Below are 26,657 nucleotides of genomic sequence, written 5' to 3' on the forward strand. Positions count from 1 at the left end.
AAACGCCGTTGTCTGAATTCTTCGCAGATAACCTTGCGGATAACTCGTGACAACGGCGGCGAATTATAGTGATCTCTGAGAGCCTTGCAAGATCTTTTTAGAACCTTTTTGATCGTTTGCTCAGAACTTCACCAGTTTGCTAGTTTAATCTTCTTTCTCAGCCTTTTCCGCTTCTTTTTTAGTCTCTTTATTGTCATTAAAGTCTGCGTCATCTTCGTCGTCATCACCAACAACGTGACCCAACTTCAACTTTTTCACATTCTTGATGGTTAATACCGGACCCGATAAGGCATACAAAAAGAATATAGAGAACAGCACTAAAGATGGTTGGGTCGCAACAATAACGAAAACCAAAACAATAACGAGAATAACAAGGAATGAAACTTTGCCTTTCCAGTCAACGTCTTTAAAAGAGTGGTAACGGAAATTCGTGACCATTAGCAGGCCGGCACAAATAGTAATAACGGCAGCAAAGCCACCCATATCACTACCTTCGACACCGTACTCAGCCCCCACCCAAACTAAGCCCGCAACAATAGCTGCAGCACTGGGTATTGCCAGACCCTGGAAGAAGTTTTTATCGGAGGAGCCGAGGTTAGTATTAAACCGCGCCAGTCGTAATGCGCCACCAGCGACAAAAATAAAGGCCGCTAACCAACCAATTTTTCCGAGATCAGCCAAGGCGTAGTTATACATGACCAAAGCAGGCGCCATACCAAAGGATACAATATCGGCCATACTGTCGAACTCAGCACCGAAGTCGCTCTCCGTATTGGTCATTCTTGCAACCCGGCCATCCAGCCCATCAAAGACCATTGCAATAAAAATTGCGACTGCCGCTTCAATAAAGCGATCGTTCATTGACGCAACTATGGCATAAAAGCCTGAAAACAAGCCTGCAGTCGTAAACAAGTTTGGCAGTAAATAGATACCGCGGCTCTTACCATTGGCATTTGAGCTGTCATTACTCATGTATAAAACACTCTTTAGTCACTAAATAGAAAGTAGTCAGGTTATCACATTAGGGCTTCGAACAGGAAATGCCCGAAGCCCTGTGTGGTTATTGCGTGATCACTAACCGCTCATTTTCAACACTTACTTTGATCGGTTTAGCAGGCTCAAGTTCCCCTGACAAGATTTTTTGCGCTAAAGGATTCTCCAGCTCGTGCTGAATAGCACGTTTCAGAGGCCGCGCTCCAAATACCGGGTCGAATCCGGTTCTTGCCAGATGAGATAAAGCGTCATCATCCAATTCCAATTGATACTCTTTGTCTTCCAGACGTTTATAAAGAAGCTGTAACTGAAATTCAGCAATAGACCGTATTTCACTCTCACCCAGGGGATGAAAGACAACCGTTTCGTCCACACGGTTAATGAACTCAGGACGGAAGTGATGCGCCAGCACTTCCATTACTTCAGCCTTCATCTGCTCATAAGTATGCTCTTTAGCATGTTCCTGAATTAAATCGGAACCCAGATTAGAGGTCATAATAATAACGGTGTTCTTGAAATCGACCGTACGTCCCTGCCCATCGGTTAAGCGGCCATCATCCAATACCTGCAACAAGATATTAAAGACATCAGGGTGAGCCTTCTCAATTTCGTCGAGCAAAATTACCGAATACGGTTTACGCCGTACAGCTTCGGTTAAATAGCCACCTTCTTCGTAGCCAACATAGCCAGGAGGCGCACCAACCAGACGAGCAACCGAATGCTTCTCCATAAACTCGGACATATCAATACGCACCATTGCATGGTCGGTATCAAACATGAAGTTCGCCAAGGCTTTAGATAACTCAGTTTTACCCACACCTGTTGGACCAAGGAATAAGAATGAACCTATAGGACGATTCGGATCGCCAAGTCCGGCCCGTGAGCGACGAATAGCATTGGAAACCGCATCTACGGCCTCGTTTTGACCCACTACACGACTGTGGATTTGCTCTTCCATATGTAACAGCTTTTCGCGCTCGCCTTCGAGCATTCTATTAACCGGAATACCCGTCCAACGTGACAATACGTCAGCAATTTCTTCTTCAGTAACACGGTTTTTGAGCAAGCTCATATCCTGCATTTCGGCTTGCAAAGCTAAGTCCAGCTGCCGCTCCAGTTCAGGAATACGGCCATACTGAAGTTCAGACATACGGTTTAAGTCACCGGCGCGGCGGGCAATGTCCATGTCGGTACGAGCCTGTTCTAACTGCGCTTTAATATGCTGGGTGCCTTGTACTGCGGCTTTTTCAGTATTCCAGACCTCTTCCAGTTCTTCATATTTACGCTCTTGCTCATCAAGCTCGTCGTGCAGGATTTCTAAGCGTTTTTTGCTGGCATCATCTTTTTCTTTCTGCAACGCCTGACGCTCAAGCTTCAGCTGAATAATACGACGCTCCAGACGATCCAAATCCTCCGGCTTAGAGTCAATTTGCATTCGAATACTTGATGCTGCCTCGTCAATTAAGTCGATGGCTTTATCCGGCAGTTTACGATCACTGATATAACGGTGAGATAAGGATGCCGCCGCAACAATTGCCGGATCCGTAATTTCGACCGAGTGGTGTAACTCGTAGCGCTCTTTCAAGCCGCGCAAAATAGCAATGGTGTCTTCCACATTCGGTTCTTCCACCAGAACTTTCTGGAAGCGTCTTTCAAGCGCTGCATCTTTCTCAATATACTGGCGGTATTCATCCAGAGTAGTAGCGCCAACACAATGTAGCTCGCCACGAGCCAGGGCCGGCTTCAACATGTTACCGGCATCCATTGCACCGTCCGCTTTACCGGCACCAACCATGGTGTGCATCTCGTCAATGAACAAAATGATACGGCCTTCCTCTTTAGAAAGCTCGGTTAATACAGCTTTGAGCCGCTCTTCAAATTCACCACGGAATTTCGCACCCGCTAATAAAGCACCTAAATCCAGAGATAATACCCGTTTATGCTTTAAACCTTCAGGTACTTCACCGTTAACGATGCGCTGGGCCAGACCTTCGACAATAGCGGTTTTACCAACACCCGGTTCACCAATAAGAACCGGATTATTTTTTGTGCGGCGCTGCAATACCTGAATCGTCCGGCGAATTTCTTCATCACGACCAATAACAGGGTCAAGCTTGCCTTGCTCCGCACGTTCGGTTAAATCTATGGTGTACTTATCCAATGCCTGGCGCTTATCTTCGGCATTAGGGTCATCTACTTTTTCGCCATCTCGAATATCGTTAATGGCTTTTTCCAGCGCATCACGTTTTATTCCCTGCTGACGGAAAATATCGCCCAACTTACCTTTGTCTTCAGTTGCAGCCAGCAAAAACAGTTCAGACGAAATGTATGAATCATTTCTTTTCTGTGCGTACTTATCGCAAAGATTCAGAAGTTGAGCTGTGTTCTGCGATAACTGAACGTCACCGCCGGTGCCCTCAACCTGAGGTAAAGCGTCCAGGGCTTTCGACAAGTTTGCTCTGAACTGGGGAATGTCCACGCCCAGCATCGTAAATAAAGGGCGCACTGAGCCACCATTTTGATCCAACAGTGCCTGCATTAAATGGACGGGTTCTATGAATTGATGATCACGTCCCAGAGCAATTGACTGAGCATCGGCAATCGCCATCTGAAACTTACTGGTAAATTTATCGTGTCGCATCGGTACTTCCTCACTTAATTCTTTCGTTAAGTTAAATGTGGGTACTTTTTGCGCATTTTCAAGTGATTAAAATTAATTTCGCCAAATAATTGACGCAAATCTAGCTGCAGCTTTCTCCTTGCGCCAGGAGTACCAGCTTCGGTTATTACGAACAGTACATTCGCTGCTTTTGGTTATATCCTTAACGCCCGCGCGCAAACATTCGGCCGCTGCAATTGAGGCTAAATCCGCTAACCATTTACCTGAGTGAGAAAGAAAATATTCTGCATTAGATGAATGACGTTCAACGAAGCTATCTCTTACGTCATCACCTACTTCAAAAACCGAAGCGCCGATAGACGGTCCTATCCAAATGCGAATATTAGCGGCTGGGGTATTAAAACTCGCCAAAGCACTTTGTAATACCCCGTCGGCTAAACCTCGCCAGCCGGCGTGCACGGCTGCAATTTCTTTTCCGTCATTGGAGCAACAAAGAACAGGCAGACAGTCTGCGGTTAAAACTGCACAAACACTCTGGGGTAGGTCACTATAGGCAGCATCCGCAACAGCGGACTTAAAAGGCCAACGCAAAACCCTATTGGTATGTTGCTGCTGCAACCAGGTAACCGCAGTTGGCAACTTGAGTGAGCGCTGCAACTGTCGGCGACGCAGAAGAACAGCCGCAGGATCGTCTCCCACATGCACCGCCAGGTTTCCAAAAGCTCTGGTGGTCACTGCCGCATGAACATTCGGCGGCAGCTCCCAGTCAGGAACGATAATGCCGTCATGCTGACTTGAAACGTTCATGATCAACACGCAGTTCTTCAATTAGATATTGAAAATCGGTTGGCCGCGGAACATTAAACTCCAGCCAGTCGCCGGTAATTGGATGATGTAAGCCCAGAGATGCCGCATGTAACGCCTGGCGGTTAAACCCTCGCAAAGTTTGTAATAGACGATCTTCAGCCTGTTTGGGCGGACGTGGACGACCACCATAGGTTAAATCACCGACCAACGGGTGGCGAATATGCGCCATATGTACCCGAATCTGGTGAGTTCTGCCGGACTCTAGACGCAGACGAAGTAATGTATGCGCTCTGTAACGATCCAGCACACGATAATGTGTAACTGCTGCCTTGCCAGACTGCACCACCGCCATATGCGTGCGTTTTGTCGGATGCCGACCGATAGGTTGATCAACCATGCCGCCGGCAGTCATTACGCCATTACAGACCGCTTCATATTCGCGGGTAATGTCCCGATCCTGCATCATTGATACTAATTGCGTTTGTGCAGGCACGTTACGCGCAACAACCATCAGCCCGGTAGTGTCTTTATCTAAGCGATGAATAATACCCGCCCGCGGCACCAAATCGAGCTGTGGATCGTAATGCAACAAACCATTAAGTAGGGTTCTGTCAGGCGCTCCTGCACCGGGATGGACAACTAAGCCCGCAGGCTTGTTGATGACCAGAATATCCTCATCTTCATAAACGATATCCAGTTCCACCGGCTGTGCTTCGTGCCGCTCCTCCCCCTCAATTTCTGCGTCCACTGCAACTAAAGCACCGGCAACCACCTTTTCTCGCGGTTTCTCGATGACTTTTGTGTCAATGGTCACTTTTCCATCAGTTATCCAGCTTTTTAAGCGAGACCTTGAGTAGTCGGGGAACAACTCTGCAAGTGCCTGGTCTAATCTTTTTCCAGCCAGAGACTCGGTAACAATGGCTTCTAATTCAATGCTTTTGTTCATATATTGGGTTTCGACTGTCAAAGCCTTTACGGCTGCGTTAGAATGCAAGAATATGCTAGTGTAACGGTTTGCCGGTGCAGCGCCAAAAAAATAAAGGGAATCCTTCATAATATGTTTAGTAATAAGTTAAGCCGAAGCCTCGTTTTATCATCGGTTCTGGGATTAATGTTAGCGGGTTGTTCAAGCCAGTCGGAAGAAGAGCAAGTTGCGAAAACACAAGTTGAAGCCATGTATGAGCAGGCTCAGGAGAGTATGGCTAATGGTAATTTGAATTTGGCGCAGGAGCAATTATCCGGCCTGAACAAGCGTTACCCTTTTGGTCCTTTTGCCCATCAAATTCAGCTAGACCTTATTTATCTGCATTATAAACTCGATAATACAGATGAAGCTTTAGCCGCGATTGATCGTTTCATCAGCCTCAACCCAAATCATAAAGATGTCGATTATGCACTCTATATGCGTGGGCTGGTTAATCAGCGTGCGGAGCACAACGCTATACATAATCTGGCTGGTGTTGACCGCTCTGACCGGGACTCATCTATGGCGGAAGAAGCGTTTAAAGATTTCGCTGAGTTAGTTCGCAAGTACCCGAAAAGCGAATACGCTGCAGATGCGAAGAAGCGTTTAATTGCATTAAAAAGCCGTTTAGCTAAAAAAGAACTGGCTATCGCTCAGTACTATATGGAGCGTCAGGCATACTTAGCAGCAGCTAACCGCGGCCGGTATGTATTAGAGCACTTTTCAGATACACCGGAAGTAGAGAATGCCTTAGCGATAATGGTAGAAAGTTATGATCAACTGGAACTGCCTGAACTGCGTGAAGACGCAATGAAGGTGCTGAGAGCAAACTTTCCTGAGAATCAGTTAGTCTCAGCCCGCTAGTTTCTTTCAACGAATGGCGCGGTAGCTTATACCGCGTCCTCGTTTTCCTCTCCGGTACGAATACGAATAACACGTTCAATTTCGGTAATGAAAATTTTCCCATCACCAATTTTCCCAGTTTGAGCTGTTTCCATAATGGCTTCAATACAACGCTCAACTTCGCTATCCGCAACCACCACTTCCAGTTTTACTTTTGGTAGAAAATCGACCATGTACTCCGCGCCACGATAAAGTTCGGTATGGCCTTTCTGACGACCAAAGCCTTTTACCTCTGACACAGTCATACCGGCAATGCCGACTTCCGACAGCGCTTCGCGCACATCGTCCAACTTAAACGGCTTAATAATGGCTTCAACTTTTTTCATCAGTATTTGTCCTATTGACCTTGTCGCTGTAATTCATGGCGATAGTGACTGGTAATAGGGTAACGACGATCTTTACCAAAGTTACGAGGTGTTACTTTAGGCCCGACCGCAGATTGGCGACGCTTGTATTCATTCAAGTCGACCAGGCGAACCACCCGGCGCACGTCTTCCTCTGTAAATCCGGCTGCGATAATATCGGTTACCGACCAGTCTCTCTCTACATACAATGCCAGAATGCGATCTAAATCGCTATAGTCCGGCAGGGAATCAGAATCCACTTGATCTGGTGCGAGTTCAGCAGAAGGCGGTCTGTCTATAACCCTTTGAGGTATGCAGGCACCCCGAGTATTACGAAACTCAGCCAATTGATAAACCAGCAACTTAGGAATGTCTTTAATAGGCGCAAAACCGCCACACATATCACCATATAAGGTTGCATAACCCACCGCCATTTCACTTTTGTTGCCAGTAGCCAACACCAGCGAACCGGTTTTATTGGATAAAGCCATAAGCAATACGCCACGGCAGCGGGACTGCAGGTTTTCTTCGGTGGTATCGGTTTCAGTCTCTCCAAATAACGGTCCCAGCTGGGTCATAAACTCATTAAACATGGGCTCAATTGGCACGACGTCGTAGCGAACACCTAAGGTATCAGCTTGCTTCTCTGCATCTTCCAGACTTATATCTGAAGTATAACGAAACGGCATCATAACAGCATGAACCTTATCGGCTCCCAGAGCGTCGCTTGCTATCGCCAAAGTTAATGCGGAATCGATTCCACCTGACAAACCTAAAGCTACACCAGAGAAACCATTCTTGGTCACATAGTCACGCACCGCCAACACCAGAGCATCGTATACATGAGCCAAGTCGTTTTGTTCAGCCTTAGGCTCAAAACCGACACAACGGATACTTTTGTCTTCGTAAGTTACGGTTGCCGTGGTCATTTCACAGTGCGGTAACTCGGCGACCAACTCACCTTCGGCATCTAAAACCAGTGAATGGCCATCGAACACCAGTTCATCCTGCGCACCGCAATTATTCAAATACAAAATGGGTTTGCCGGCTTCTGCCACACGCTGCTTCAACACGCCTAAGCGCTGTTCATGCTTGTTTAGCTCATACGGGGAAGCATTAATTGAAAGCACCAGATCAATGTCGTCGTCCAGTAATTGTTGTAACGGTTGCGGATGCCACAAGTCTTCACAAATTTGTAAGCCAATGCGCACGCCCTGCCATTCAAACACCTGACTCTGATGGCCCGGAATAAAGTAGCGTTGCTCATCAAAAACACCGTAATTGGGCAGACGCTGTTTAAAGTAGCGATGCAGGCATTCCCCCCGGTGTAGCACGGACATTGCGTTGAACAGCTCTCCGCCAACAGCCTGAGGGTGACCGACAATAACCACACAATCTGAAGCTGCTGCGCTGATTTGCTCTACGGCGTTATCCACCGCCTGATGTAAGTCATCGCGGAACAATAAGTCTTCCGGCGGATAACCGGTAATAGCCAGCTCGGGGAACACAATAATGTCGTGTTGCTCACCCTGCTCACGCAGCGTCTTTAAAATTAGGGCGGTGTTGTTGTGAATGGCACCAACTGTAAAGTCCAGCTGTGCCAGGCACAAAGAAAGTTTAGCCATAACTGCTTAGTCCAAATTTGCCACTGCCGATATCGGCACGAATGGTGGCGAATGATATAGCAGCCCGTCTTAACGCGCAAATTATGCAAGTCGAATGGCGTTGTAATCAGGCTGGTTAGTAACGTAAATCGTCCGGAATATCTTTATCCATAGGAGGTTTTTTCGGACGTTTCGCCTGTCCTTTCTTAAACATTCGTAATTGATATACGTATGCAAGAATCTGTGCCACAGCCACGAACAGGCCTTTCGGGATTTCTTTTTCCAGCTCGGTGGTATGATAAATTGAGCGGGCAAGCCCTGGCGAAGCAACCAACGGAATCTCATATTCCAGAGCAATTTCGCGAATTTTAGCGGCGGTTTCATCGGTGCCTTTAGCAAGAAGAACAGGCGCCTGCACACCACCATCATCGTATTTTAACGCAACAGCGTAGTGCGTAGGGTTAGTGACAACAACATCGGCCTTTGGTACTTCCTGCATCATTCGACGGTTTGCCATTTCCATTTGCAAGCGACGGATACGCCCTTTAACTTCCGGGCTCCCTTCCGTGTCCTTATGTTCGTCTTTAACTTCCTGCTTACTCATTTTTAAGTCTTTATTGTGCTTCCATAACTGGAAGGGAGCATCAATAACGACAATTAGGAATATCGATAAACACAACAGCAGGAACATCCATAGAAGTGTGTCCAGCGCATTGCCAATCATGGTCGGCATTTGCCCCATGGACATTTGCAGAATATCGACAAACTGCCACTTCAACAGAAAATAGGCCGAAACTGCTACAACCATGAACTTCGCTATGGCTTTTACGAGCTCCACCAATGCCTGAACACCAAACATTCGCTTAAATCCGTTAAGCGGACTCATGCGGTTAAATTTAGGTGCCATCGCCTGAGCGGAAAAATTAATGCCCCCCAGCCAGCTGTTTCCCAGAAAAGTGAAAACGACGATAAAGGCAAAAATCGTCAGCATGGGCCATAAGATTTCGCCAAAAGCAATGGCAAAGGCTTCATAGATTTTGCTGGTATCGAAGGCTTGTTGTCTGTCGATGGTGAACATAATTTCAAAAACGTTACGTACCCCTTGGTACAACGCACCGCCGAACCAGAAAAACGACACTGCGGCACTCACCAATACAAAGCCTGTCCCCATTTCTTTCGAACGAGCAATTTGCCCTTTTTCCCTGGCCTGCTGTTTTCGTCGCTCCGTGGGGTCTTCTGTACGTTCCTGATCAGTCTCAGCCATACTTATTGCCCTTTGTCAGAGACAGTCTGTTTAAGCACATTGGCTGCCTAGTATTTCGCACATGGTTTGCACCACCCGCGCCCATTGGTTTTCAAAGTGAAAAATAAAGCCGCCCATGGTCAGCCATACAACCACCAACCCACTGACCATGGTAATGGGAAAACCAATAGCAAAAATATTCAGCTGCGGAGCTGCACGGGTCATAACCCCAAAACTTAAGTTAATGAGCAGTAGTGCAATAATACCCGAAAGCATTGCAGCTAAAGCAGCCGAGAACATGTAAACGCCCCACTCTGCAACTGCAAATAAAGCGTCAGCATCCAATCCAGTCATTCCAACAGGTATTGCGTCAAAGCTGGCAACAACCATATGAATCATTAATAAATGCCCGTCGAATGCAAGAAAAACCAGACTGGCTAACATTAGAAAGAACTGCGCAATGACCGGGACTTGCTGGCCATTAGTGGGGTCGACCATAGAGGCAAAACCCAGACCAATCTGCATGGCTATAATTTGGCCACCCAGAACAAATGTTTGCAGAAACAAAATGGAAAGTAACCCTAAGGCAACCCCAATAACGATTTGCTGTGCTGTAACTAAAAATCCGCCAACTGACATCATTTCAACACCGGTATTAATCTCTGGCAAAGCTGGCGAAACCGCAAAAATAATAGCCAGAGACAGGAAAATTTTAACGCGAGAGTTAACGATGGTGCCGGAAAACAGCGCCATACTCATGATCATTGATGACACCCGTGTTAGCGGCCACAGGTGTTGTTCCAACCACTCGAGTAGAACAGAAGTCACCAGATCCATTAGCCGACCACTTCAGGTATCCGGTTAAACATCTCGATAGTGAAGTCCATTACGGTTTCAGTCAGAAAGTGTCCGCCAAGACCTATGACCGCAAGAGTGACAAGTAAGCGAGGCAAAAAGCTTAAGGTTTGCTCGTTGATAGAGGTAGCGGCCTGGAAAACGGCAACGACCAGACCCACTAAAAGTCCGGGAATAATTATAAAAGCCACCATAATCACTATGGTTTTCAAAGCTTCCTGAAAAATGTCGAGAAACATTTCTGGTGACATAGCGCCTCCTAGACCCCGAAACTTCCGGCCAGGGTACTCATGGTTAAACTCCAGCCGTCAACCAGCACGAACAACATGAGTTTAAACGGTAGCGATACAATCATTGGCGACAGCATCATCATACCCATGGCCATAAGCACACTGGCGACCACCAAGTCGATAATCAAAAACGGAATAAACAGCATAAAGCCAATTTGAAAAGCGGTTTTTAGCTCGGAGGTTATAAATGACGGGATAAGCACCGACATAGGCACGTCCTCCGGCTCTTCCACACCCTCGGTTCCGGATATTTCGACAAAGGTTTCTAAATCGGTTAAGCGTGTTTGCGCCAGCATAAAGGCTTTTATCGGCGCCTTTGCTCTGTCGACCGCCTCCATCGACTGAATTTCTTCGTTTAAATAGGGCTGCAACGCCTTGTCGTTAATTTCGTTTAAAACCGGCGTCATGATGAAAAAGCTTAGAAACAACGCGATGCCCAGTAACACCTGGTTAGAAGGCGACTGTTGCAGACCAATAGCCTGACGCAAAATAGCCAAGACGATAATAATTCGGGTAAATGAGGTCATCATAATGACCATAGCGGGAATGAAGGTCAGCGCCGTCATTATCGCCAGAATTTGCAGCGTTACAGAGTACTCTTCACTTCCATCGGGGTTTGTTTTTACCGTAACGGCAGTAAGATCCTGCCAGGCGAAAGCCTGATCAGGCAGCAGACACAAAACGGCTAAAATACTAAGCAGCAACCAGCGGTTCATTATTCTTGTTTTCCTTCCAGGTTGATATCGCCTGGCAGCTCTTTCAGGCATTCTATACGTTGCTGGGTTACGCCAAGTAACAACTTCTGCCCACCAACATCCACAATTACCAGCCGCTCTTTGGGTCCTAAAGACACGCTACTCAGTACTTTTAGACCAGATGCGCCCTGGAACTTGAGGTTAAAGCGTTTTAACAGCGAGGCCAAAACCACGATCACCGCTAAAACGGCAAAAAGCGCCAAAACCATGGCGCCTATGTCATTGCCTGAAATAATGCCAGCTTTCTCTTCCGCCTTTGCAGCAGAAGGTAACAGCATCAAACTAGCGAAGCTTACGAATACGTTCAATCTGACTAATAACATCGGTTAAGCGTATCCCGAATTTATCATTAACAACAACCACCTCGCCATGCGCAATCAAGGTACCGTTAACCAAGACATCCAGCGGTTCACCGGCAACACGTTCCAGTTCAACCACTGAGCCCTGGTTTAATTGCAGCAAATTACGAATGCTAATTTGGCTACGTCCTACTTCCATCGAAATGGTGACAGGAATATCAAGAATGGCGTCAAGCTTGCGCTTTTCTTCCTCAGTTACTGGCTTATCTTCACTCAGTTCTTCCAGCTCAGCGGTCTGCACATTATCCATACCCGAATGGCTGGACGACTTTCCTGCGTCTTCGCTGGCTTCTGATTCGCCACTTTCTTCATCTTCAGCAGCTTCCTGTTCAGCCATTGCTGCTTCCCAGTCATCCATATCTTTATCATCGTTACTCATGTTGCAACCTCACTTTCTCAAGCAGCAATTATTATAAATCAATATCTTCTTCTAACTGTTGTAACTCGGCATCGCCACCAATTCGGCGGCCTCCTCGAGTCAACATATGAATATCCGACTTCACGGTTTCAGGACGTTTAATTTTCTCTGAAATTTTCAAAGCAACGTTGTCTCTTGAACGCCCCATTTTCGCATGGAAAGTCGGTAAATCTTCAATTAGTACGGTTAAATCATCTGGCAATTCAAGCGGAATAACGTCGCCTTCCCTAAGGTCCATCACTTCGCGTAAAGACATTTCGGCTTGAGCCAGTTTGGCAATCATTTCTACCGGAACATCCATAATCTCGTCGCGCAACGCTTTACTCCAGCGCATGTCGGTATCTTCTTTGTCCGACTGTACACCAGCATCCAGTAACTCGCGAATAGGTTCGAGCATGGAGTAAGGCAAAGCAATGTGGAAGTCACCCCCACCACCGTCTAACTCAATATGAAACGAACTAATAACGATAACTTCGGTTGGGCTAACAATGTTCGCCATAGCCGGGTTAACTTCCGAGTCTAAATATTCAAAGCCCACGTCCATGACCGGAGCCCAGGCTTCTTTGTAATCTTCAAATACCAGCTTCAGCAACATTTGAATAATGCGCCGCTCGGTCGGCGTAAATTCACGGCCTTCAATTTTTGCGTGGTAGCGACCATCGCCACCGAAAAAGTTATCGACCAGAATGAAAACTAAACGCGCCTCCATAGTAATTAGTGCAGTTCCTTTAAGCGGGCGGAAACGCACCATGTTTAAACTGGTTGGCACGAACAAGGTATGTACGTACTCACCAAATTTAATCATCTGGACACCGTTAATTGACACTTCTGCAGTGCGCCGCATCATGTTGAATAAGCTCACCCGCATATGTCGGGCAAAACGCTCATTAACAATTTCCAGCGTTGGCATACGTCCACGAACAATTCTATCTTGCGATGAAAAGTCATAGTCGAGCGCATCCGCAGAGGCGGATTCTTTCTCTGTATCCTCTTCTTCAACGTCATCAACACCATGTAAAAGCGCGTCAATTTCGTCTTGAGATAGTAAGTCACTCACAGCCATAATAGCTCACTTATTGCATTACCAAGCTGGTAAATAAAACCTGTTCAACAATGGGTTTCCCGGTTACTTCTTCGAGCGCAGAACGAACTTCAGTCAAAGCCAGTTCACGCAATTGCCCTTTGCCTTCAGCTGTTTTTAACCTGTCAGCCGTGGTTGAGGAAAACACTTCATGCAGCGTGCCTTCAATTAACGGAATATGCTTTTTCGCCAGTTCTTCACTTTCTTCGCCGCGCACCATTAACTGCGCTTTAATTTGTACTGTTCGCTCACGTGAGTCGCCCGGAACAATGAAAACGAAGGGCCGGGGCATACCAACATAAAGCGCATTGCCAATTTCAGGGCGTGGCGATGACGACGGCGCGGCCGAGCTGCTTGTATTACTTGAGGCCGCAACTGATTCATTCTCAGACGAGCCACCAAAAAGCCACAGCACCAGGACTACGGTAATGATTAACACGATACCGATACCACCGAAGAGAATCAGCTTTTTCTTCTTACCGCCGGCTTGCCCTTCCGTTTGTTCCGCGTCGTTGTCGTCTTTATCTTCTGCCATGCTCTATTTCCTGTGTTACCGTCTATCGACAGTTACTATAGCTTGATAGCCGCTTTAGATATACCGTTTCAGACATAGAAATCGACTTGTCCGTCAGCAAGCACCCGGCCTTCTTCTAAAGCTATCTCGCCTTCTACAGCCCAGTCTTCACCATCATTAGCTCCTCCGGATTGCCCACCAGCAGTACGTCCGCCTTCTTTGCTTTGCTCGCCAACCTGGGTGTCAGCTAAATTGATGCCTTGCTGTTCCAGCATTTCACGTAATCGCGGCATAGTCGTCTCTAACGCATCACGCGCCTGTTGTGTCTGAGCCTGAAACTGCACTGACGCCTGCTCACCGCTCATGTTAACGCGAATGTGAACACTACCAAGTTCCGGCGGATCCAGGCGAATATCCGCACGCTGGATATTCTTGCTCATCATAATATTGATGCGTTCCTGCAGTTTCTGCGACGCCTCAGTTTGCTGTAAATCTAATGGTCTTTGCAGTGCTTGCAACGTATTCGCCTGACTGGATTCATTCGCAGCTACTGTTCCCTGCGTGGTTGAAACCATTTGTCCCTGTATTGCCCGCGCCGCACTGGCATCGGCCAAAGCATCGGTGTTATTCCGGAAGACTTGTCCTTGCTGAACCGCATCGGCTACCTTGGTTTCTGCTTCAACAGTTGTATTCACAGAAGCACCTTTAGCCGTTTGCTTGCCCTCATCGCTTTTAACTCCAATATCGCCAGAGCCAGCTTTTTCTTTACCGACTTTAACGTCTGTTGCTGTAATAACCGATTCCGACGCCTTACCCTCTGCCGACTTTTCATTCAGCCCTGTGCGACCTTTCAGTAATTGTCTTACTTCAGCCAATAACTGCTCAGCTTTAGCCGACTGTTCCTGAGTCAAAGCCGGAGGCTTATCTGCGCCGCCATTCTGGCTGGCTAAAATCTTGCGCAATTCGGCGGCGAACTGCTGCAGTTTCTTCTGCTCCGCTAAACTTAACTCGCTACTTTCGCCCTTCGCTTGTTGCGCAGAAACTTGCTGCTCCAGTTGCTTAAGCAAATTTGTTAATTCTTCAGCACTTTGCGGCTTGCCTGTGTTTTTATCCGCAGATGCAGACAATTGAGACAGTACTCGCTCTGCAGCCTCATTCAAAGCCTGAGTTAAGGCTTTTTCATTACCCACTAATAACTTATCAGCATCGGCTTTGGGTAAAAGGGGTTCAAGCAAGTTAACAATGAATTTCCCGGCATCCTCAACCGCACTTTCAGCACCTTCACCCTGTTCTGCCGCCTGTATCAGTTGTTGAAGCTTTGCCTGTAATGCCTGTTTATCACTATCGGTCATGCCGGCCAGCAGCTCATCGGCAAACTTCTGCCGCTCGGCATCCGTCATAACAGCGTCACCCTCTCCTTCACCCGCAGAATCCAGCTTAGCCATTAAAGCTTCCAGCATTTCAGCCAGTTGCTCATCTGTCATTTTTAGTTCGCCATCGCCCGCAGCAAGATCTATCTCGTCACTCACCGCAGTTTCGCCTTCAGAGCTAACCTCAGCACTTTCCTGCTTCATTTGCTGCAACAGTTCCCATAAATTTCGGGTTACCGGCTCACCGGCATTTTTGCGCTCAACGTCTTTGCCTTCAACCTCACCTTCACCGTCGTTACCGGCTTTCTGGTAGGCTTCAATTTTAGCGGCCAGTTGTTGCAGCTCTTTATCGCCACTATTTTGCTTTAGCATCAGCCGCGAGAACTCACCGCTATCGCCATCGGCGCTCTTCAATGATAGGTCGTTACCTTTACCAACACGTGCAAAGTTGTCGGCAGATTCGGTTAGATTAAGCAGCTGTTGCATAGTTTTAGTCCTGAATTAAGTGCTTATTGACGCCTTGCTTAGTAATACTCCGCAATGCGCTTGCGCTATTTTCAATAGCTGAGCAAACAATATCTAGTAAGTATCTAAGCAAATTTCGTTCCAACTATTTTCTGGCGCGAATAAAACGCTGACTGCTAAAATCGTCCAGATTATTTTGTTCTTTTCTGGCTTCGGCTACTTGCTCACGTTTGCGCTTTTCTTTTATTAAAAAGTCTATCGACTCGCGCTTGCGACGCTGCGCCAGCCAACGATCTTTGCGCTGTTGTAACACTTGCTGCAATTTAATAATATCGTGATGCAACTGTTCAACACCTTCATCTAACTTACCGACAAATGCGTGATACTGCCCTACCTGTATTGAGGCAATTCCGCTTTGGCCGCGATGCTGCAACTGATTTAAATAGTCGAGTCGATATTTTGACATACCGTCCAGACGCATCTGCTGCTCCTGAACCTGTTGCTGCACCTGAGAAAAATCCTGTGCGGCTTTATCTTCGCGCCTCTGCTCCAACTCCAGTAACATTTCCAATTGTGCCAACTCAGCCATAAATTACATGCCCGCTGACTGTTTCTGCTTCGGATTGACTAGCTGATTAAGCAGCAACAAGCTTTCATCGTAGTTCACAACTTCCCGCATTTTCTGTTGCAAAAACTGACTCACTCGTGGCTGCATTGCAATAGCCTGATCAATTGCAGGATCACTTCCACGGGTGTATGCACCAATGGAAATCAGATCGCGATTGCGACGGTAACTTGAGTACCACTGTCTAACTTTAATCGCCTGTTGCATGTGCTCTTCTGAAACAACCTGTGGCATAACCCGGCTGATAGAAGCTTCAATATCTATTGCTGGATAATGACCGCTGTCGGCCAGTTCCCGGTTCAGTACAATGTGCCCGTCCAGTATCGCTCGTGCTGAGTCGGCGATTGGGTCCTGCAAGTCGTCACCTTCGGTCAGAACCGTATAAAACGCAGTCACAGAACCTTGTCCGTCACCGCCATTGCCGGCTCTTTCGACTAGTGCCGGCAACTTTGCAAAAACAGAAGGCGGATAACCTTTGGTTGCCGGTGGCTCGCCAACAGCCAGCGCTATCTCCCGTTGCGCCATGGCGTAACGAGTTAATGAATCCATTAACAACAACACATTCAGACCCTGGTCACGAAAATATTCAGCAACCTGAGACGCCGTTTCACAACCGCGCAAACGAATAAGTGGAGACTGGTCGGCAGGCGCCGCAATTACAACCGCTTTTTCACGGCCTTCTTCACCAAGGATTTCTTCTATAAATTCTTTTACTTCCCGGCCACGCTCGCCTATGAGGCCAACCACAATCACATCCGCCGTGGTACCGCGCGTCATCATGCCCAACAGCACACTTTTACCCACACCACTACCGGCAAACAGCCCCATTCGCTGCCCCTGCCCCACAGTTAAACAGGCATTAATAGCGGTTACGCCAACATCCAGCGGCTGCTTCACCTGACGTCGGTTCAATGGGTTCATCGGTTTGCTACGGTAAGTTTTACCGTCAGAAAAAATGGGACCTTTGCCATCAAGGGGTTCGCCACGGGCATCAATAACACGCCCCAGCAGCTCCATACCCAGCGGCAGTTGATTCTTGCGGTTTAGTGGGCGTACTCTGGCTCCGGGGATAACGCCATGTGCATCTTCGGTAGGCATTAAGTAACTGATGTTGCCTTCAAACCCCACCACTTCGGCTTCAATATCACCGCTGTCCGCCTCAACCGCCACACTTGAACCCACCGGAGCACGGCAGCCAACAGCCTCAAACATTAAACCGACCACGCGGGTGAGATAGCCGGACACAGCCACTGATGGCTTTTGGATACGCTCACGTTTTTTGCGTAGTTGTTTCACTAACTGCTCAGAAGCGCTCATGAGTTAACCTTTTAATTTGGAGAACACATCTTCCATACGGCTGGTCAGGGTGTAATCTATGGTGGAGCTTTCTGTGGTAACCCGGCAACCGCCGCGTTCCAGTAAATCGTCTTTATTTAGCAGCCAGCCTTTCTCTTTCAGTTCATCTTCGCTGAATGTGCTTTGCAAAATAGCTAAGTCTTCTTCATTCAGATGAATAATGACTCGCTGATCAGTAACAGGTAAGACCGCAATAGCTTCGCGCACGGCTTTGACGATGAGTTCTTTTGAATTAGCAGCGACATCCAGACAGATGACCCGCGTCAGCTCAGTGACCATATCAATTAGCTCGTCCTGCACCGCTTCAGTGATACGTTCATTCGGATTAGACAAACTCTGCAGCAAAACACTTAACTGCTGCTGTTGCTCCTGCATGGCCTCTTTTCCAGCTTCAAAACCCTGTTGCTCGCCTGCTTCAAAACCCTCTTTTTTGCCAGCTTCGTAGCCTTCGTCATAGCCTTTCTTAAGGCCTTCATTACGGCCTTCGTCAAAACCTTCTTTATGGCCTTCTTCACGAGCGGCCTGGCGAATTTCTTCCAATTGTTCTGCAGTCAGGGGCTTAAGCTCTTCTTCCTGCTCGTTGTCCGCTTCCGGCGGTTCATATTGCCAGCGCCGGGGTTTATTCAACGCATTTACCTGAGAGCCCTGCTTAAGCTCTTCCGAGGTCATATCAGGTAAATCCCAAAGCTGGGTTGCGTCTTTATCATCCGTCATTATGCATTAAACCCTTATAGGAATTCGTCACCGCCACCGCCGCCAAGCATAATCTCGCCTGCGTCAGCTAAACGGCGGGCCGCTGCCAGAATATCTTTCTGTGCGGCTTCTACATCACTAATACGAATTGGCCCCATAGCTTCAAGGTCATCACGTAGCATATCGCCGGCACGTTTCGACATATTCTTGAATATCTTCTCCTGAACCCCTTCGTCCGCGCCTTTCATCGCTTTTTGCAAAGTTTCACCGTCAACTTCACGTAGTAATGTTTGAATTCCCCGGTCATCAACCTCCACCAAGTTTTCGAAGACAAACATCAAGTCCTGGATACTCTGGCTCATTTCTTCGTCCTGCTCACGGATAGAGTCCATCAACTGACCTTCAATATTGGTATCCAGGTAGTTCATAATATTGGCCGCCGCTTTCAGGCCGCCCATCTTCGCCGCTTGAGCACCAGCCTGACCGGCGAATTGTTTTTCCATAATTTCGTTCAATTCCTGCAAGGCAGCCGGCTGAACTTCTTCTAAATTGGCTATTCGCATCATTAAGTCCAGACGTACTTTATCCGGGAACTGCGCCATAATTTCGGCACTTTGTTCAGGGTCAAGGTAAGACAGGACAATAGTCTGAATTTGCGGATGCTCGTTACGGATAATAGTGGCTACCTGCTTAGAGTCCATCCACTTCAGTGAATCAAGACCCTTCGAGCCGCCGCCCATGACAATCTGTTCAATCAGGTTACCGGCTTTGTCCTCACCTAGTGCGGAGGTCAGTGCCTTACGCACAAACTCTTCACTCTTGAAGCCAATATTGGTGAACTTCTGAATGTCTTCCAGGAACAAATGGTGTACAGCGTTCACTTTGTCCTGGTTAAAGTCCTCCAGGCTCGCCATGGCCATACCCACTTTCTGCACCTGTTTAGGTTCCAGGTGTTTTAGAATCTGAGCCGCATCTTCTTCCGATAAGCTAAGCAGTAAAATAGCCGCTTTCTCAACACCTTCTAAAGTGTCGACATCAAACTCAACCTTACCGCGCTTAGTTCTAGTATCTTGATCAGGCATCTTCGTTCAACCACGCTTTAACCACTTGTGAGGACAGCTCAGGCTCGTTGGCAACCAACGCGCGAACCGCTTTTAACAAGTCTTCATCTTTGTGCAAGTCAGGTAGTTGCAGGCTACCATCAGCCCCAAACCCAACTGCACTCTCATCAAACTGTGAGGATAACAGATCAATGGTTTCGTCGCCCATCGATTCCTCATCGGAAAATGCATCGGCATCATCTTCTACACCCGATTCCGGATTCATCAGTTTCTTCAGCATTGGACGAACCACCGCCAGAATCAATACCATAATAACCAGTGCGCCCATCACCAGACGGAAAGCTCGCCAGAACCATGGCTCTTCCCACACAGGCGTCTCGCCGGCACCTAAGTCAGGCAACTGCGCGAACGGTACCGATACGACTTCGATGCTGTCACCACGGTTAATATCAAAGCCTAAACCACCTTGCAGCAAACGGCGAATATTAGCGATTTCTTCAGCGCTACGCGCTTGTGTTTCGCCTTCACCCGCTTCATTAGTTATTGCTTCATGGTTAACCGCAACAGAAACACTCAAACGCTTAATGGTACCGGTTTGGTTCCGGGTATAAGTGACTGAATTATCAAGCTCATAATTACGGGTTGCTTCACGGTGGCTGCTGCCATTAGTGCCGCCACCTGCAGTTCCTGCTCCGGCTTCTTCCGGAATGTCAGACTCTAAAGGAGGTTGATTTGTGAGTGCTCCGGGAATACCACCAATGGCGCTACCGACAGAGCGGTTTTCAACCGTCATTTCACTGCGAATAGCCGGCATATCAGGGTTAAATTGACGCTGAGTTTCTTCACGCTGAGTAAAGTCCATAGTCACGTCAACCTGTGCGGTATAGTTGTCATAGCCCAGCACGGGAATCAAAATACTGTCTATTTTTTCTAAGTAGGCCTCTTCGCGTTTTTGTTCAATTTGATACTCACGCGAACTTTTAGCCGCCAGTGCACTTTGCGAACCAGAGTTAAGCAGACGTCCGGCCTGGTCAGTAACGGTTACTTGCTCAGTACTGAGTCCGGTCACCGAAGAGGCAACCATGTCAACAATAGAAGCCACTTCTTCTTCGCTTAACGAGGTGCCACCGCGCACATTCAGCATAACCGATGCTTTGGGTTGTTTTTCGCGACGGGCAAAGACATTTTCTTTAGGTACAGCAAGCAAGACTCGTGCAGCAGAAACCTTTTTCATTTCCTCAATAGCACGCGCTAACTGAACTTCACGGGAATGAATAAGACGTTCACGCTCCAGTCTTTGACTAACACCAAAGCCCGGTTCGCTCATTAGTATTTCGGAGCCGTTATTGGTCGAGTTACCGTAATCAACACCAGCACGAGTCAGCTGCAACTTAATAGCATCGTAGTTTTCTTCCGGTACTGAAACCGTGTTGCCTTCCACCTGGTATTCAATGCCGTTTGCATCCATGTAGTCGAGGGTGCTGATCAACTCCTGCGTTTCTAACTGACCTAATGGACGATAAGTTGACTCTTGAGCCCACAACATAATAAAAACAGCAATAGCAACACAGATAGCCAGCGCCAGCACGACAATAACCTGGCGCAGCATGTCAAAGTTACCCAGCATCGTCATAATGCCGGTTTTCTCACCGCCGTCTTCATTACCTGAACTGTTGTTATCAGGTAAGTCAGTATCTTGTACCATTAAATCTGTTGATTCAGCCACGACTTATATCTCCAATGATGCAGCGGTTATACCGGCATTGACATTATTTCTTTGTACGCATCAACCACTTTGTTGCGCACCTGAACCGTTGCCTCAAACGCTATACTCGCTTTCTGGCTGGCTATCATGGTTTGTTCAAGGGTGACATTCGGGTCACCGAGTTCCATGCGAGTTTTTAAATCACCTGAGGTTTGCTGCAGTTCGTTGACGTTATCCATTGCGCTTTTCAGCATATTGGAAAAATCAGCCTGAGAGGTATTGCCTTGCAGGGCGTTCACATTCGTAGGCTGATCACGCTGGGAAGCCTGCGTGGCCATCGATTGTAACTGTTGATAAAGTGCGTTTGCTTCCACTTTCATAATTAACCCCGTCAAAAATTCATCACTGACTTTATTTAAGGTTAGTTATGCAAACAGAATGCCAACTTTTGGTCGCATCGGTAAGATACAAAGAAAAGCCCTGAGAAACAGGGCTAGTGATAATACTCGAGGTATTTCAGTACAGCGTTACGAGCCGGTTAGAGTCAGCCCCTGCTCTCGTATTTTCGCCAGCTTGTAGCGCAAAGTTCGTGGGCTAATACCAAGCTCATCAGCAACCGGCTGGCGTTTTCCCTGATGACGTTGCAACGCATCTTTGATAATTTGATACTCCTGATGGAAAAGCGACTCATCGAGGTTTTCCGACTTATCTTCAGGCGTCTCTATTTGTTCCGGAAACACGCTAGCGGTTTCCACCGCGTCGTTCAGTTCCAGCATAAGATCCTGTGGCTGAATTTTTCCATCGCGATGCAATACCAGAGCTCTTTGCACTACATTTTCCAGCTCCCGAACGTTGCCCGGCCAGGAATAGCGCATTAACTGTTGAACTGCTGCCGCAGCGAAATTGACGGGCGTTTTAATACCGGAACGTTGTTTATGTCGCTGCAGTAAATTTTCTGCCAGGGGAACGATATCCGCGGGTCGCTCACGTAGAGACTTCCAATGCAGGGGAAACACGTTTAGTCGATACATTAAGTCTTCACGTAATAACCCTTCGCGCACCGCCTGTTGTAAGTCTCGGTTAGAGGTAGCTATTAACCGGACATCCAACTGTATGGTTTTACGCGAGCCCAGACGCTCCACCTGCCGCTCCTGGATAACCCGTAACAGCTTAGCCTGCAAGTGCATAGCCATTTCAGTCACTTCGTCCAGCAGCAAAGTACCGCCCTGAGCCAGTTCAAATTTACCGGGAGAAGACTGATTAGCGCCCGTAAAGGCACCTTTCTCATAACCAAATAACATGGATTCCAGCATGTTTTCAGGTATCGCTGCGCAGTTAATGGCAATAAAAGGCCCGTCTGAGCGATCCGAATGCTGATGAATATAACGCGCCAGCACTTCTTTACCGGTACCGCTAGGCCCGGTGACCATTACGCTTGCTTCACTTCCCGCAACTTTTCGTGCCATAGCCAGCACGGCCTGGCTGGAGCCTTCTTCTGCGACAGGCTCAATATCGTTAATTGCACCGTCGGGCAAATAACGCTGCACCAGTGTTTGTAGCTTTTCAATTGAAAACGGCTTAGTCAGATAATCGACAGCGCCTTCACGCATAGCAACGACTGCGTCATCCACCTTTGCAAAGGCCGTCATCATAATAACCGGAATGTCGTATTGCTGATTATTCATGCTACGCAATAACTGTAAGCCATCAATTCCCGGCATTTGCACATCGCTGATAACCAGCGCCACTGACTCTTTTTTTAGAATAAGTAAGGCTTCTTCGCCGTTAGCGGCTTCCAGACACTGACAATCAGCCAGTTCCAGCGTATCGATAATCGCTTCACGCAGCGATACGTCATCTTCAACAACCAATACTTGTCGCTCAGCCATAACGTACCTCTTTCATTATATTTTCTGACCACTCATATACCGGCAGCACTAAGGTAAAACGACTGCCTTTATTTGGCTGGCTTTCCCAGTCAATTAAACCGTTGTGTGCTTTTATCACCGTTTGGACAACCGCCAGACCTAAACCGGTACCGTTCGATTTTTCAGTGAAAAATGGAGTGAATACACTGTCTTGCTTTTCAGCCGGAATGCCGCAACCAGAGTCAATAACAGAAACTTTCCAGTTACCATCATCAACATCGGTTTTTAATAGCACTTCCTGTCCGGGCCGGCTGGCATCAACAGCGTTGTTAACCAGGTTCTGCATTGCCCCGATCAGAGCGGTTTGATTAGCTCGCAACACCACACCAAAGTCAGGATCAATACAATTGATTTTCACCTGATGCTGCTCAGCGTAACTTTCTGTGTTCATCAGCACTTGCTGGATCAGGCTATTGGTACTGAGTTCTTCCAGCATGGGTTGCTCACCGCTTTTGGCAAACAACAACATATCGTTCACCTGTTGTTCCAGCGAATGCAGACGCGACAGTAACTTATCGGAAAAACGCTGTTGTTTGACCGCAGAAATACTGCCCTGCTTTAGGTTTTGCGCATAAAGAATTGCGGCAGACAGAGGCGTTCTTATCTGATGTGCCAGCGAAGCCACCATTTTTCCCATGGAAGACAAACGCTGCAAATGACCGATGCGGTTTTGCAGACGCCGCGTCTCGGTCAGGTCTGTCAGCACAATAAGCTGTCCTGGCTTTTCATTCACAACTGAGGTGTCTAAACGAACCCGTCTGCCGTTACGCAAAGACACTTCGTGCCAGTCATCCGCTTTGGGAGCAAAAAGTTCACTAACCAGTTCACGCCATAAAAACTTTTTCAGAGGGTGTCCTAAAAGGCTCGTGGCATTGTCATTGCAATAATCCACGACCCCATGACTGTCCAGTAAAATAACAGCGTTGGGCATGGCATCAATAATTTGATGGTAGGTGGCCATACTGACATCTCCAATTAACAACTATGGAGAAGCTAATGCAAAATAGATGCCAGTATAATTCTCTTTATTTTCAGTTAATTACGTAGCTTTTGGATTGTCAAAAGACTGACGCTTTGAATTTAATCTTTCTGAATTCCGTACTTTTTCATTTTCTCAACTAAGGTTGTACGGCGCATACTGAGTAAATCGGCCGCTTTAGCAACTACCCAGTCAGATTTATCCAACGCCTGCGCTATCATTCCCGTTTCAATTTCAGTTAGCATATCTTTCAAATTGACCCCGTCATCGGGCAACTCAGAATCAGCAGCACTATGTGTGTCGTCATCAAGTTCTTCATCTGACTCACTGAAAATGGCACTCAGCGCTTCGCGCTCCAGCATTTCTTCGGGGTAATCTGGAGTTGGTGCGTCATGTTCAATATGCTGATACTTAGGCGGTAAATCAGGCACATCAACCAGACTATCGGGGTGCATTATAGTCAGGCGTTCTATCAGGTTAGTCAATTCCCTTACGTTACCCGGCCAACGGTGATAGGACAGCGACTCCAGAGCACGCTCAGTAAAACGCACCCCTACGCCCCGCTCCTTTTTAAAACGCTGGGTCAGTTCTTGCAGCAGTAAAGGTACGTCTTCCTGACGCTCGCGCAGAGCCGGAACCTCAATAGGAAAAACATTTAAGCGGTAATACAAATCTTCACGGAATTTACCGTCAATAATCATTTGTTCCAGTTCTCGGTGAGTCGCCGCAACCACTCGTACATCGGCAATAATACTTTTACTGCCACCCACACGTTCGAAGGTCCGCTCTTGCAAAACTCGTAGCAGCTTTACCTGCATGGGCAATGGCATATCGCCAATTTCATCCAGAAACAAAGTGCCGCCCTGAGCCAATTCGAAGCGGCCTTTACGCGCACCGATAGCACCGGTAAAAGCCCCTTTTTCATGCCCGAACAATTCACTTTCTAATAAGTCACCCGGAATTGCACCGCAATTCACCGGCACGAAAGGCCCGTTACTACGTCCGGACAAATCATGAACACCGCGAGCCACAACTTCTTTACCTGTTCCTGACTCTCCCAGAATCAGAACATTCGCTTCTGTTACCGCTACCTGTTCAATCAACTGACGTACATGTTTCATTGTACGCCCGTTACCAACTAAGGTTTGCTCCAGCTTACCTCCGCCCGGGTGTCGCTTTCTTGCCGCTTTAGCAGGCATTTGCTGGTGATAAGCCTGACAGTAATGCAGCATATTCGATAAGCTGGCGTAATCAAAAGACTTTTCCAGAGGGCCAATAACATTCGCTTTCTGTAACGCATTGTGCTGATCATCTGTGGCACAGATAAAAGGTAGATGCGGCGCATCGCCGGCTAATTGATGCAAGTTCTCAATGCCATTACCAGCAATCACACAGAGAGCACCAGCAGCACGAAGCTTTAGAGTGTCTGAAGGAGATATGACTTCAACGGTTTCGCCAATAAAGGTCAATACCGTTTCAAAATGCTGACGACGCTCTGGTTGCTGTTCAACCAGGTAGACTGTTCTTGTTTTTGTCATAGACGAGTTTACCGCAACGTCCTATTCCACACTTCCTAACACAAACGTTTCACCCGCACTGGACAGGTACCACTGCTCTTGTCCATCGGCAATCCTTGACTCTGCGTGTGAAACCCACTGATAGAATACATTGCGATGTACTCTCGCTGTTAATCCTCGTTGCATCACAATATAAGGAACACCCTTTTTCATTGTGAGCGGATGTTCAGAACTTAATACCAGAGTATCACCGATATTGGTTGTTAGCAGTAATAATTGCTGACCATTTTCTTCTAATTGACTCCAGTCGACAACAACAAAGGGCGTATCTTCAACCGTAATCTTAACTTTTTCGGCAGGTGTTATTAAAAAATACTCACCGCCTTCAACCACTAAAACGGACGCAAATAGTTTTACCAATGCAGAGCGCTTTATCTGGCTTCCCTGATAAAACCAGTCGCCATTTGAGGCAATATGAATAGGGATCTCACCACAATACGGCGGATCCCACAACTCGGTTGGTGCATGTTGGTGTTTTTCTAGTTCAGCAATTAATCGGTTAAGTGACATAAATCGAAACTTAGTCGACCAGCTTTTTCTGTCTCAGTAGATACCAAAGCGTCGCTTCAGTACGATTCGATACTTTAATGGCTTTGAATATTGCCGACAAATGCACACGAATAGTGCCTTCAGTAATCCCCAGAATGTTTGCAATCTCTTTATTTGAAAGCCCCTGAGCCAGCAACTGCATTATTTCCAGCTGGCGTGGTGATAAAAAGCTCTCTGCTCCACTGGACTTGTCTCTTGGTTCATTCAAATGAGGGTCATCAGGAATGTGACGGTCACCATTAAGTAAAGCCCGAATAGCCAGTTTAGCCTGCTCAGCTGAACTGTCTTTTGGCAAGTAGCTGCGAACTCCCGCAGACAGTACCTGACGAACTTCAGAAATCGACCGAGGGCGCGTAAACAAAACAATGTGCGTACGTGGAGCCACTTTTTTCAGGCGTTGCAACGCAGGTCGAATTTCGGCGTCCGGTAAATCCATTTCCAAAAAAATCAAATCATAATCATCGGCCGATAAATAACTCTCAGCAACTTCAAACGACTCAGCTTCATATATCGAAGGCTGATTCGCGTAGTTTGTGAGAATTTGTATAAGACCAGCGCGCATAAAAAACTGCGGGTCAATAATTAGAACTTTCATCTTG

27 protein-coding genes are annotated in these 26,657 nt (G+C 47.3%); 1 reads left to right on the plus strand and 26 read right to left on the minus strand.

From position 1 onward, the window contains the following. Positions 1 to 144 precede the first annotated feature (144 nt). The 4 genes from pssA to rluD all read right to left on the minus strand — a co-directional run bounded on the left by pssA (position 145) and on the right by rluD (position 5,366). Positions 145 to 972 carry a CDP-diacylglycerol--serine O-phosphatidyltransferase gene (gene pssA / locus ACN0RF_RS12920; RefSeq protein WP_414019051.1) on the minus strand — a complete coding sequence of 276 codons (828 nt, stop codon included), beginning with the start codon at positions 970 to 972 and terminating at the stop codon, positions 145 to 147. Between the two features lie 88 nt (positions 973 to 1,060). Continuing rightward, entirely contained in the window at positions 1,061 to 3,634 is a 2,574-nt protein-coding gene (gene clpB, locus ACN0RF_RS12925; RefSeq protein WP_417439338.1) for an ATP-dependent chaperone ClpB, read from the minus strand. Positions 3,635 to 3,706: 72 nt separating this feature from the next. Next, positions 3,707 to 4,420, minus strand: a complete 714-nt coding sequence (gene pgeF / locus ACN0RF_RS12930; protein ID WP_417439339.1) for a peptidoglycan editing factor PgeF — start codon at positions 4,418 to 4,420, stop codon at positions 3,707 to 3,709. Beyond that, positions 4,398 to 5,366: a 23S rRNA pseudouridine(1911/1915/1917) synthase RluD gene (rluD, locus tag ACN0RF_RS12935; protein WP_286830449.1), complete on the minus strand. Its 969-nt coding sequence runs from the start codon at positions 5,364 to 5,366 to the stop codon at positions 4,398 to 4,400. Before rluD ends, pgeF begins: the two co-directional genes overlap by 23 nt. A 111-nt stretch (positions 5,367 to 5,477) precedes the next feature. Between rluD and ACN0RF_RS12940 the strand changes: the two genes are divergently transcribed. Beyond that, entirely contained in the window at positions 5,478 to 6,248 is a 771-nt protein-coding gene (locus ACN0RF_RS12940; protein ID WP_286830451.1) for an outer membrane protein assembly factor BamD, read from the plus strand. Between the two features lie 26 nt (positions 6,249 to 6,274). Here the strand turns inward: ACN0RF_RS12940 and glnB are convergent, their stop codons facing one another. The 22 genes from glnB to ACN0RF_RS13050 all read right to left on the minus strand — a co-directional run bounded on the left by glnB (position 6,275) and on the right by ACN0RF_RS13050 (position 26,653). Then, a complete protein-coding gene (gene glnB, locus ACN0RF_RS12945) occupies positions 6,275 to 6,613 on the minus strand; it encodes a nitrogen regulatory protein P-II (RefSeq protein ID WP_011234436.1) in 339 nt (112 codons plus the stop codon). An 11-nt stretch (positions 6,614 to 6,624) separates the two neighbouring features. After that, positions 6,625 to 8,256, minus strand: coding sequence for an NAD+ synthase (locus tag ACN0RF_RS12950; RefSeq protein ID WP_417439340.1), 1,632 nt, complete (start codon positions 8,254 to 8,256; stop codon positions 6,625 to 6,627). Between the two features lie 115 nt (positions 8,257 to 8,371). Beyond that, the gene (flhB, locus tag ACN0RF_RS12955) at positions 8,372 to 9,499 is read right to left on the minus strand and encodes a flagellar biosynthesis protein FlhB (protein WP_417439341.1); all 1,128 of its coding nucleotides are present in this window, start codon (positions 9,497 to 9,499) and stop codon (positions 8,372 to 8,374) included. A 30-nt stretch (positions 9,500 to 9,529) separates the two neighbouring features. After that, positions 9,530 to 10,315, minus strand: a complete 786-nt coding sequence (fliR, locus tag ACN0RF_RS12960) for a flagellar biosynthetic protein FliR (RefSeq protein WP_317498225.1) — start codon at positions 10,313 to 10,315, stop codon at positions 9,530 to 9,532. Beyond that, entirely contained in the window at positions 10,315 to 10,584 is a 270-nt protein-coding gene (fliQ, locus tag ACN0RF_RS12965; protein ID WP_011234440.1) for a flagellar biosynthesis protein FliQ, read from the minus strand. Before fliQ ends, fliR begins: the two co-directional genes overlap by 1 nt. An 8-nt stretch (positions 10,585 to 10,592) precedes the next feature. Further along, positions 10,593 to 11,339, minus strand: a complete 747-nt coding sequence (gene fliP / locus ACN0RF_RS12970; RefSeq protein ID WP_417439342.1) for a flagellar type III secretion system pore protein FliP — start codon at positions 11,337 to 11,339, stop codon at positions 10,593 to 10,595. Then, positions 11,339 to 11,701 (minus strand): flagellar biosynthetic protein FliO, encoded by a 363-nt coding sequence (gene fliO / locus ACN0RF_RS12975; RefSeq protein ID WP_417439343.1) that lies wholly within the window; start codon positions 11,699 to 11,701, stop codon positions 11,339 to 11,341. Before fliO ends, fliP begins: the two co-directional genes overlap by 1 nt. Beyond that, positions 11,661 to 12,116 (minus strand): flagellar motor switch protein FliN, encoded by a 456-nt coding sequence (fliN, locus tag ACN0RF_RS12980; protein WP_417439344.1) that lies wholly within the window; start codon positions 12,114 to 12,116, stop codon positions 11,661 to 11,663. The genes fliO and fliN overlap by 41 nt, the downstream gene beginning before the upstream one ends. 31 nt (positions 12,117 to 12,147) lie before the next feature. Further along, positions 12,148 to 13,212, minus strand: a complete 1,065-nt coding sequence (gene fliM, locus ACN0RF_RS12985; protein ID WP_417439357.1) for a flagellar motor switch protein FliM — start codon at positions 13,210 to 13,212, stop codon at positions 12,148 to 12,150. Positions 13,213 to 13,228: 16 nt separating this feature from the next. Beyond that, on the minus strand, positions 13,229 to 13,771 hold the full coding sequence (fliL, locus tag ACN0RF_RS12990; RefSeq protein WP_417439345.1) for a flagellar basal body-associated protein FliL: 543 nt from the start codon (positions 13,769 to 13,771) through the stop codon (positions 13,229 to 13,231). A gap of 68 nt (positions 13,772 to 13,839) precedes the next feature. Continuing rightward, complete coding sequence (locus ACN0RF_RS12995) at positions 13,840 to 15,606, minus strand: flagellar hook-length control protein FliK (protein ID WP_417439346.1); 1,767 nt, start codon at positions 15,604 to 15,606, stop codon at positions 13,840 to 13,842. A gap of 124 nt (positions 15,607 to 15,730) precedes the next feature. Beyond that, a complete protein-coding gene (fliJ, locus tag ACN0RF_RS13000) occupies positions 15,731 to 16,174 on the minus strand; it encodes a flagellar export protein FliJ (protein WP_114982349.1) in 444 nt (147 codons plus the stop codon). A 3-nt stretch (positions 16,175 to 16,177) separates the two neighbouring features. After that, the gene (gene fliI, locus ACN0RF_RS13005) at positions 16,178 to 17,527 is read right to left on the minus strand and encodes a flagellar protein export ATPase FliI (protein WP_417439347.1); all 1,350 of its coding nucleotides are present in this window, start codon (positions 17,525 to 17,527) and stop codon (positions 16,178 to 16,180) included. 3 nt (positions 17,528 to 17,530) lie between these two features. Beyond that, the gene (gene fliH, locus ACN0RF_RS13010; RefSeq protein WP_417439348.1) at positions 17,531 to 18,280 is read right to left on the minus strand and encodes a flagellar assembly protein FliH; all 750 of its coding nucleotides are present in this window, start codon (positions 18,278 to 18,280) and stop codon (positions 17,531 to 17,533) included. A 14-nt stretch (positions 18,281 to 18,294) separates the two neighbouring features. Further along, complete coding sequence (gene fliG / locus ACN0RF_RS13015; RefSeq protein WP_417439349.1) at positions 18,295 to 19,341, minus strand: flagellar motor switch protein FliG; 1,047 nt, start codon at positions 19,339 to 19,341, stop codon at positions 18,295 to 18,297. Further along, on the minus strand, positions 19,334 to 21,025 hold the full coding sequence (gene fliF, locus ACN0RF_RS13020) for a flagellar basal-body MS-ring/collar protein FliF (protein WP_181813915.1): 1,692 nt from the start codon (positions 21,023 to 21,025) through the stop codon (positions 19,334 to 19,336). Before fliF ends, fliG begins: the two co-directional genes overlap by 8 nt. 47 nt (positions 21,026 to 21,072) lie before the next feature. Further along, entirely contained in the window at positions 21,073 to 21,405 is a 333-nt protein-coding gene (gene fliE / locus ACN0RF_RS13025) for a flagellar hook-basal body complex protein FliE (RefSeq protein ID WP_342487952.1), read from the minus strand. A 147-nt stretch (positions 21,406 to 21,552) separates the two neighbouring features. Beyond that, positions 21,553 to 22,914 (minus strand): sigma-54-dependent transcriptional regulator, encoded by a 1,362-nt coding sequence (locus ACN0RF_RS13030; RefSeq protein WP_417439350.1) that lies wholly within the window; start codon positions 22,912 to 22,914, stop codon positions 21,553 to 21,555. Further along, positions 22,907 to 23,914 (minus strand): sensor histidine kinase, encoded by a 1,008-nt coding sequence (locus ACN0RF_RS13035; protein ID WP_114982353.1) that lies wholly within the window; start codon positions 23,912 to 23,914, stop codon positions 22,907 to 22,909. Before ACN0RF_RS13035 ends, ACN0RF_RS13030 begins: the two co-directional genes overlap by 8 nt. 119 nt (positions 23,915 to 24,033) lie before the next feature. Beyond that, entirely contained in the window at positions 24,034 to 25,470 is a 1,437-nt protein-coding gene (locus ACN0RF_RS13040; RefSeq protein WP_417439351.1) for a sigma-54 dependent transcriptional regulator, read from the minus strand. Positions 25,471 to 25,491: 21 nt separating this feature from the next. Then, positions 25,492 to 26,019 (minus strand): DUF1285 domain-containing protein, encoded by a 528-nt coding sequence (locus ACN0RF_RS13045; RefSeq protein WP_273024533.1) that lies wholly within the window; start codon positions 26,017 to 26,019, stop codon positions 25,492 to 25,494. 10 nt (positions 26,020 to 26,029) lie between these two features. After that, the gene (locus ACN0RF_RS13050; RefSeq protein ID WP_114982355.1) at positions 26,030 to 26,653 is read right to left on the minus strand and encodes a LuxR C-terminal-related transcriptional regulator; all 624 of its coding nucleotides are present in this window, start codon (positions 26,651 to 26,653) and stop codon (positions 26,030 to 26,032) included. Positions 26,654 to 26,657: the final 4 nt, after the last annotated feature.

This window comes from Idiomarina sp. (assembly GCF_048260185.1).
Lineage (GTDB): Bacteria > Pseudomonadota > Gammaproteobacteria > Enterobacterales > Alteromonadaceae > Idiomarina.

Excerpts from the sequence above, each read along its gene's own strand:
- pssA (WP_414019051.1), bottom strand. The coding sequence starts at position 972 with ATGAGTAATGACAGCTCAAATGCCAATGGTAAGAGCCGCGGTATCTAT.
- clpB (WP_417439338.1), bottom strand. The coding sequence starts at position 3,634 with ATGCGACACGATAAATTTACCAGTAAGTTTCAGATGGCGATTGCCGAT.
- pgeF (WP_417439339.1), bottom strand. The coding sequence starts at position 4,420 with ATGAACGTTTCAAGTCAGCATGACGGCATTATCGTTCCTGACTGGGAG.
- rluD (WP_286830449.1), bottom strand. The coding sequence starts at position 5,366 with ATGAACAAAAGCATTGAATTAGAAGCCATTGTTACCGAGTCTCTGGCT.
- ACN0RF_RS12940 (WP_286830451.1), top strand. The coding sequence starts at position 5,478 with ATGTTTAGTAATAAGTTAAGCCGAAGCCTCGTTTTATCATCGGTTCTG.
- glnB (WP_011234436.1), bottom strand. The coding sequence starts at position 6,613 with ATGAAAAAAGTTGAAGCCATTATTAAGCCGTTTAAGTTGGACGATGTG.
- ACN0RF_RS12950 (WP_417439340.1), bottom strand. The coding sequence starts at position 8,256 with ATGGCTAAACTTTCTTTGTGCCTGGCACAGCTGGACTTTACAGTTGGT.
- flhB (WP_417439341.1), bottom strand. The coding sequence starts at position 9,499 with ATGGCTGAGACTGATCAGGAACGTACAGAAGACCCCACGGAGCGACGA.
- fliR (WP_317498225.1), bottom strand. The coding sequence starts at position 10,315 with ATGGATCTGGTGACTTCTGTTCTACTCGAGTGGTTGGAACAACACCTG.
- fliQ (WP_011234440.1), bottom strand. The coding sequence starts at position 10,584 with ATGTCACCAGAAATGTTTCTCGACATTTTTCAGGAAGCTTTGAAAACC.
- fliP (WP_417439342.1), bottom strand. The coding sequence starts at position 11,339 with ATGAACCGCTGGTTGCTGCTTAGTATTTTAGCCGTTTTGTGTCTGCTG.
- fliO (WP_417439343.1), bottom strand. The coding sequence starts at position 11,701 with ATGTTATTAGTCAGATTGAACGTATTCGTAAGCTTCGCTAGTTTGATG.
- fliN (WP_417439344.1), bottom strand. The coding sequence starts at position 12,116 with ATGAGTAACGATGATAAAGATATGGATGACTGGGAAGCAGCAATGGCT.
- fliL (WP_417439345.1), bottom strand. The coding sequence starts at position 13,771 with ATGGCAGAAGATAAAGACGACAACGACGCGGAACAAACGGAAGGGCAA.
- ACN0RF_RS12995 (WP_417439346.1), bottom strand. The coding sequence starts at position 15,606 with ATGCAACAGCTGCTTAATCTAACCGAATCTGCCGACAACTTTGCACGT.
- fliJ (WP_114982349.1), bottom strand. The coding sequence starts at position 16,174 with ATGGCTGAGTTGGCACAATTGGAAATGTTACTGGAGTTGGAGCAGAGG.
- fliI (WP_417439347.1), bottom strand. The coding sequence starts at position 17,527 with ATGAGCGCTTCTGAGCAGTTAGTGAAACAACTACGCAAAAAACGTGAG.
- fliH (WP_417439348.1), bottom strand. The coding sequence starts at position 18,280 with ATGACGGATGATAAAGACGCAACCCAGCTTTGGGATTTACCTGATATG.
- fliG (WP_417439349.1), bottom strand. The coding sequence starts at position 19,341 with ATGCCTGATCAAGATACTAGAACTAAGCGCGGTAAGGTTGAGTTTGAT.
- fliF (WP_181813915.1), bottom strand. The coding sequence starts at position 21,025 with ATGGTACAAGATACTGACTTACCTGATAACAACAGTTCAGGTAATGAA.
- fliE (WP_342487952.1), bottom strand. The coding sequence starts at position 21,405 with ATGAAAGTGGAAGCAAACGCACTTTATCAACAGTTACAATCGATGGCC.
- ACN0RF_RS13030 (WP_417439350.1), bottom strand. The coding sequence starts at position 22,914 with ATGGCTGAGCGACAAGTATTGGTTGTTGAAGATGACGTATCGCTGCGT.
- ACN0RF_RS13035 (WP_114982353.1), bottom strand. The coding sequence starts at position 23,914 with ATGGCCACCTACCATCAAATTATTGATGCCATGCCCAACGCTGTTATT.
- ACN0RF_RS13040 (WP_417439351.1), bottom strand. The coding sequence starts at position 25,470 with ATGACAAAAACAAGAACAGTCTACCTGGTTGAACAGCAACCAGAGCGT.
- ACN0RF_RS13045 (WP_273024533.1), bottom strand. The coding sequence starts at position 26,019 with ATGTCACTTAACCGATTAATTGCTGAACTAGAAAAACACCAACATGCA.
- ACN0RF_RS13050 (WP_114982355.1), bottom strand. The coding sequence starts at position 26,653 with ATGAAAGTTCTAATTATTGACCCGCAGTTTTTTATGCGCGCTGGTCTT.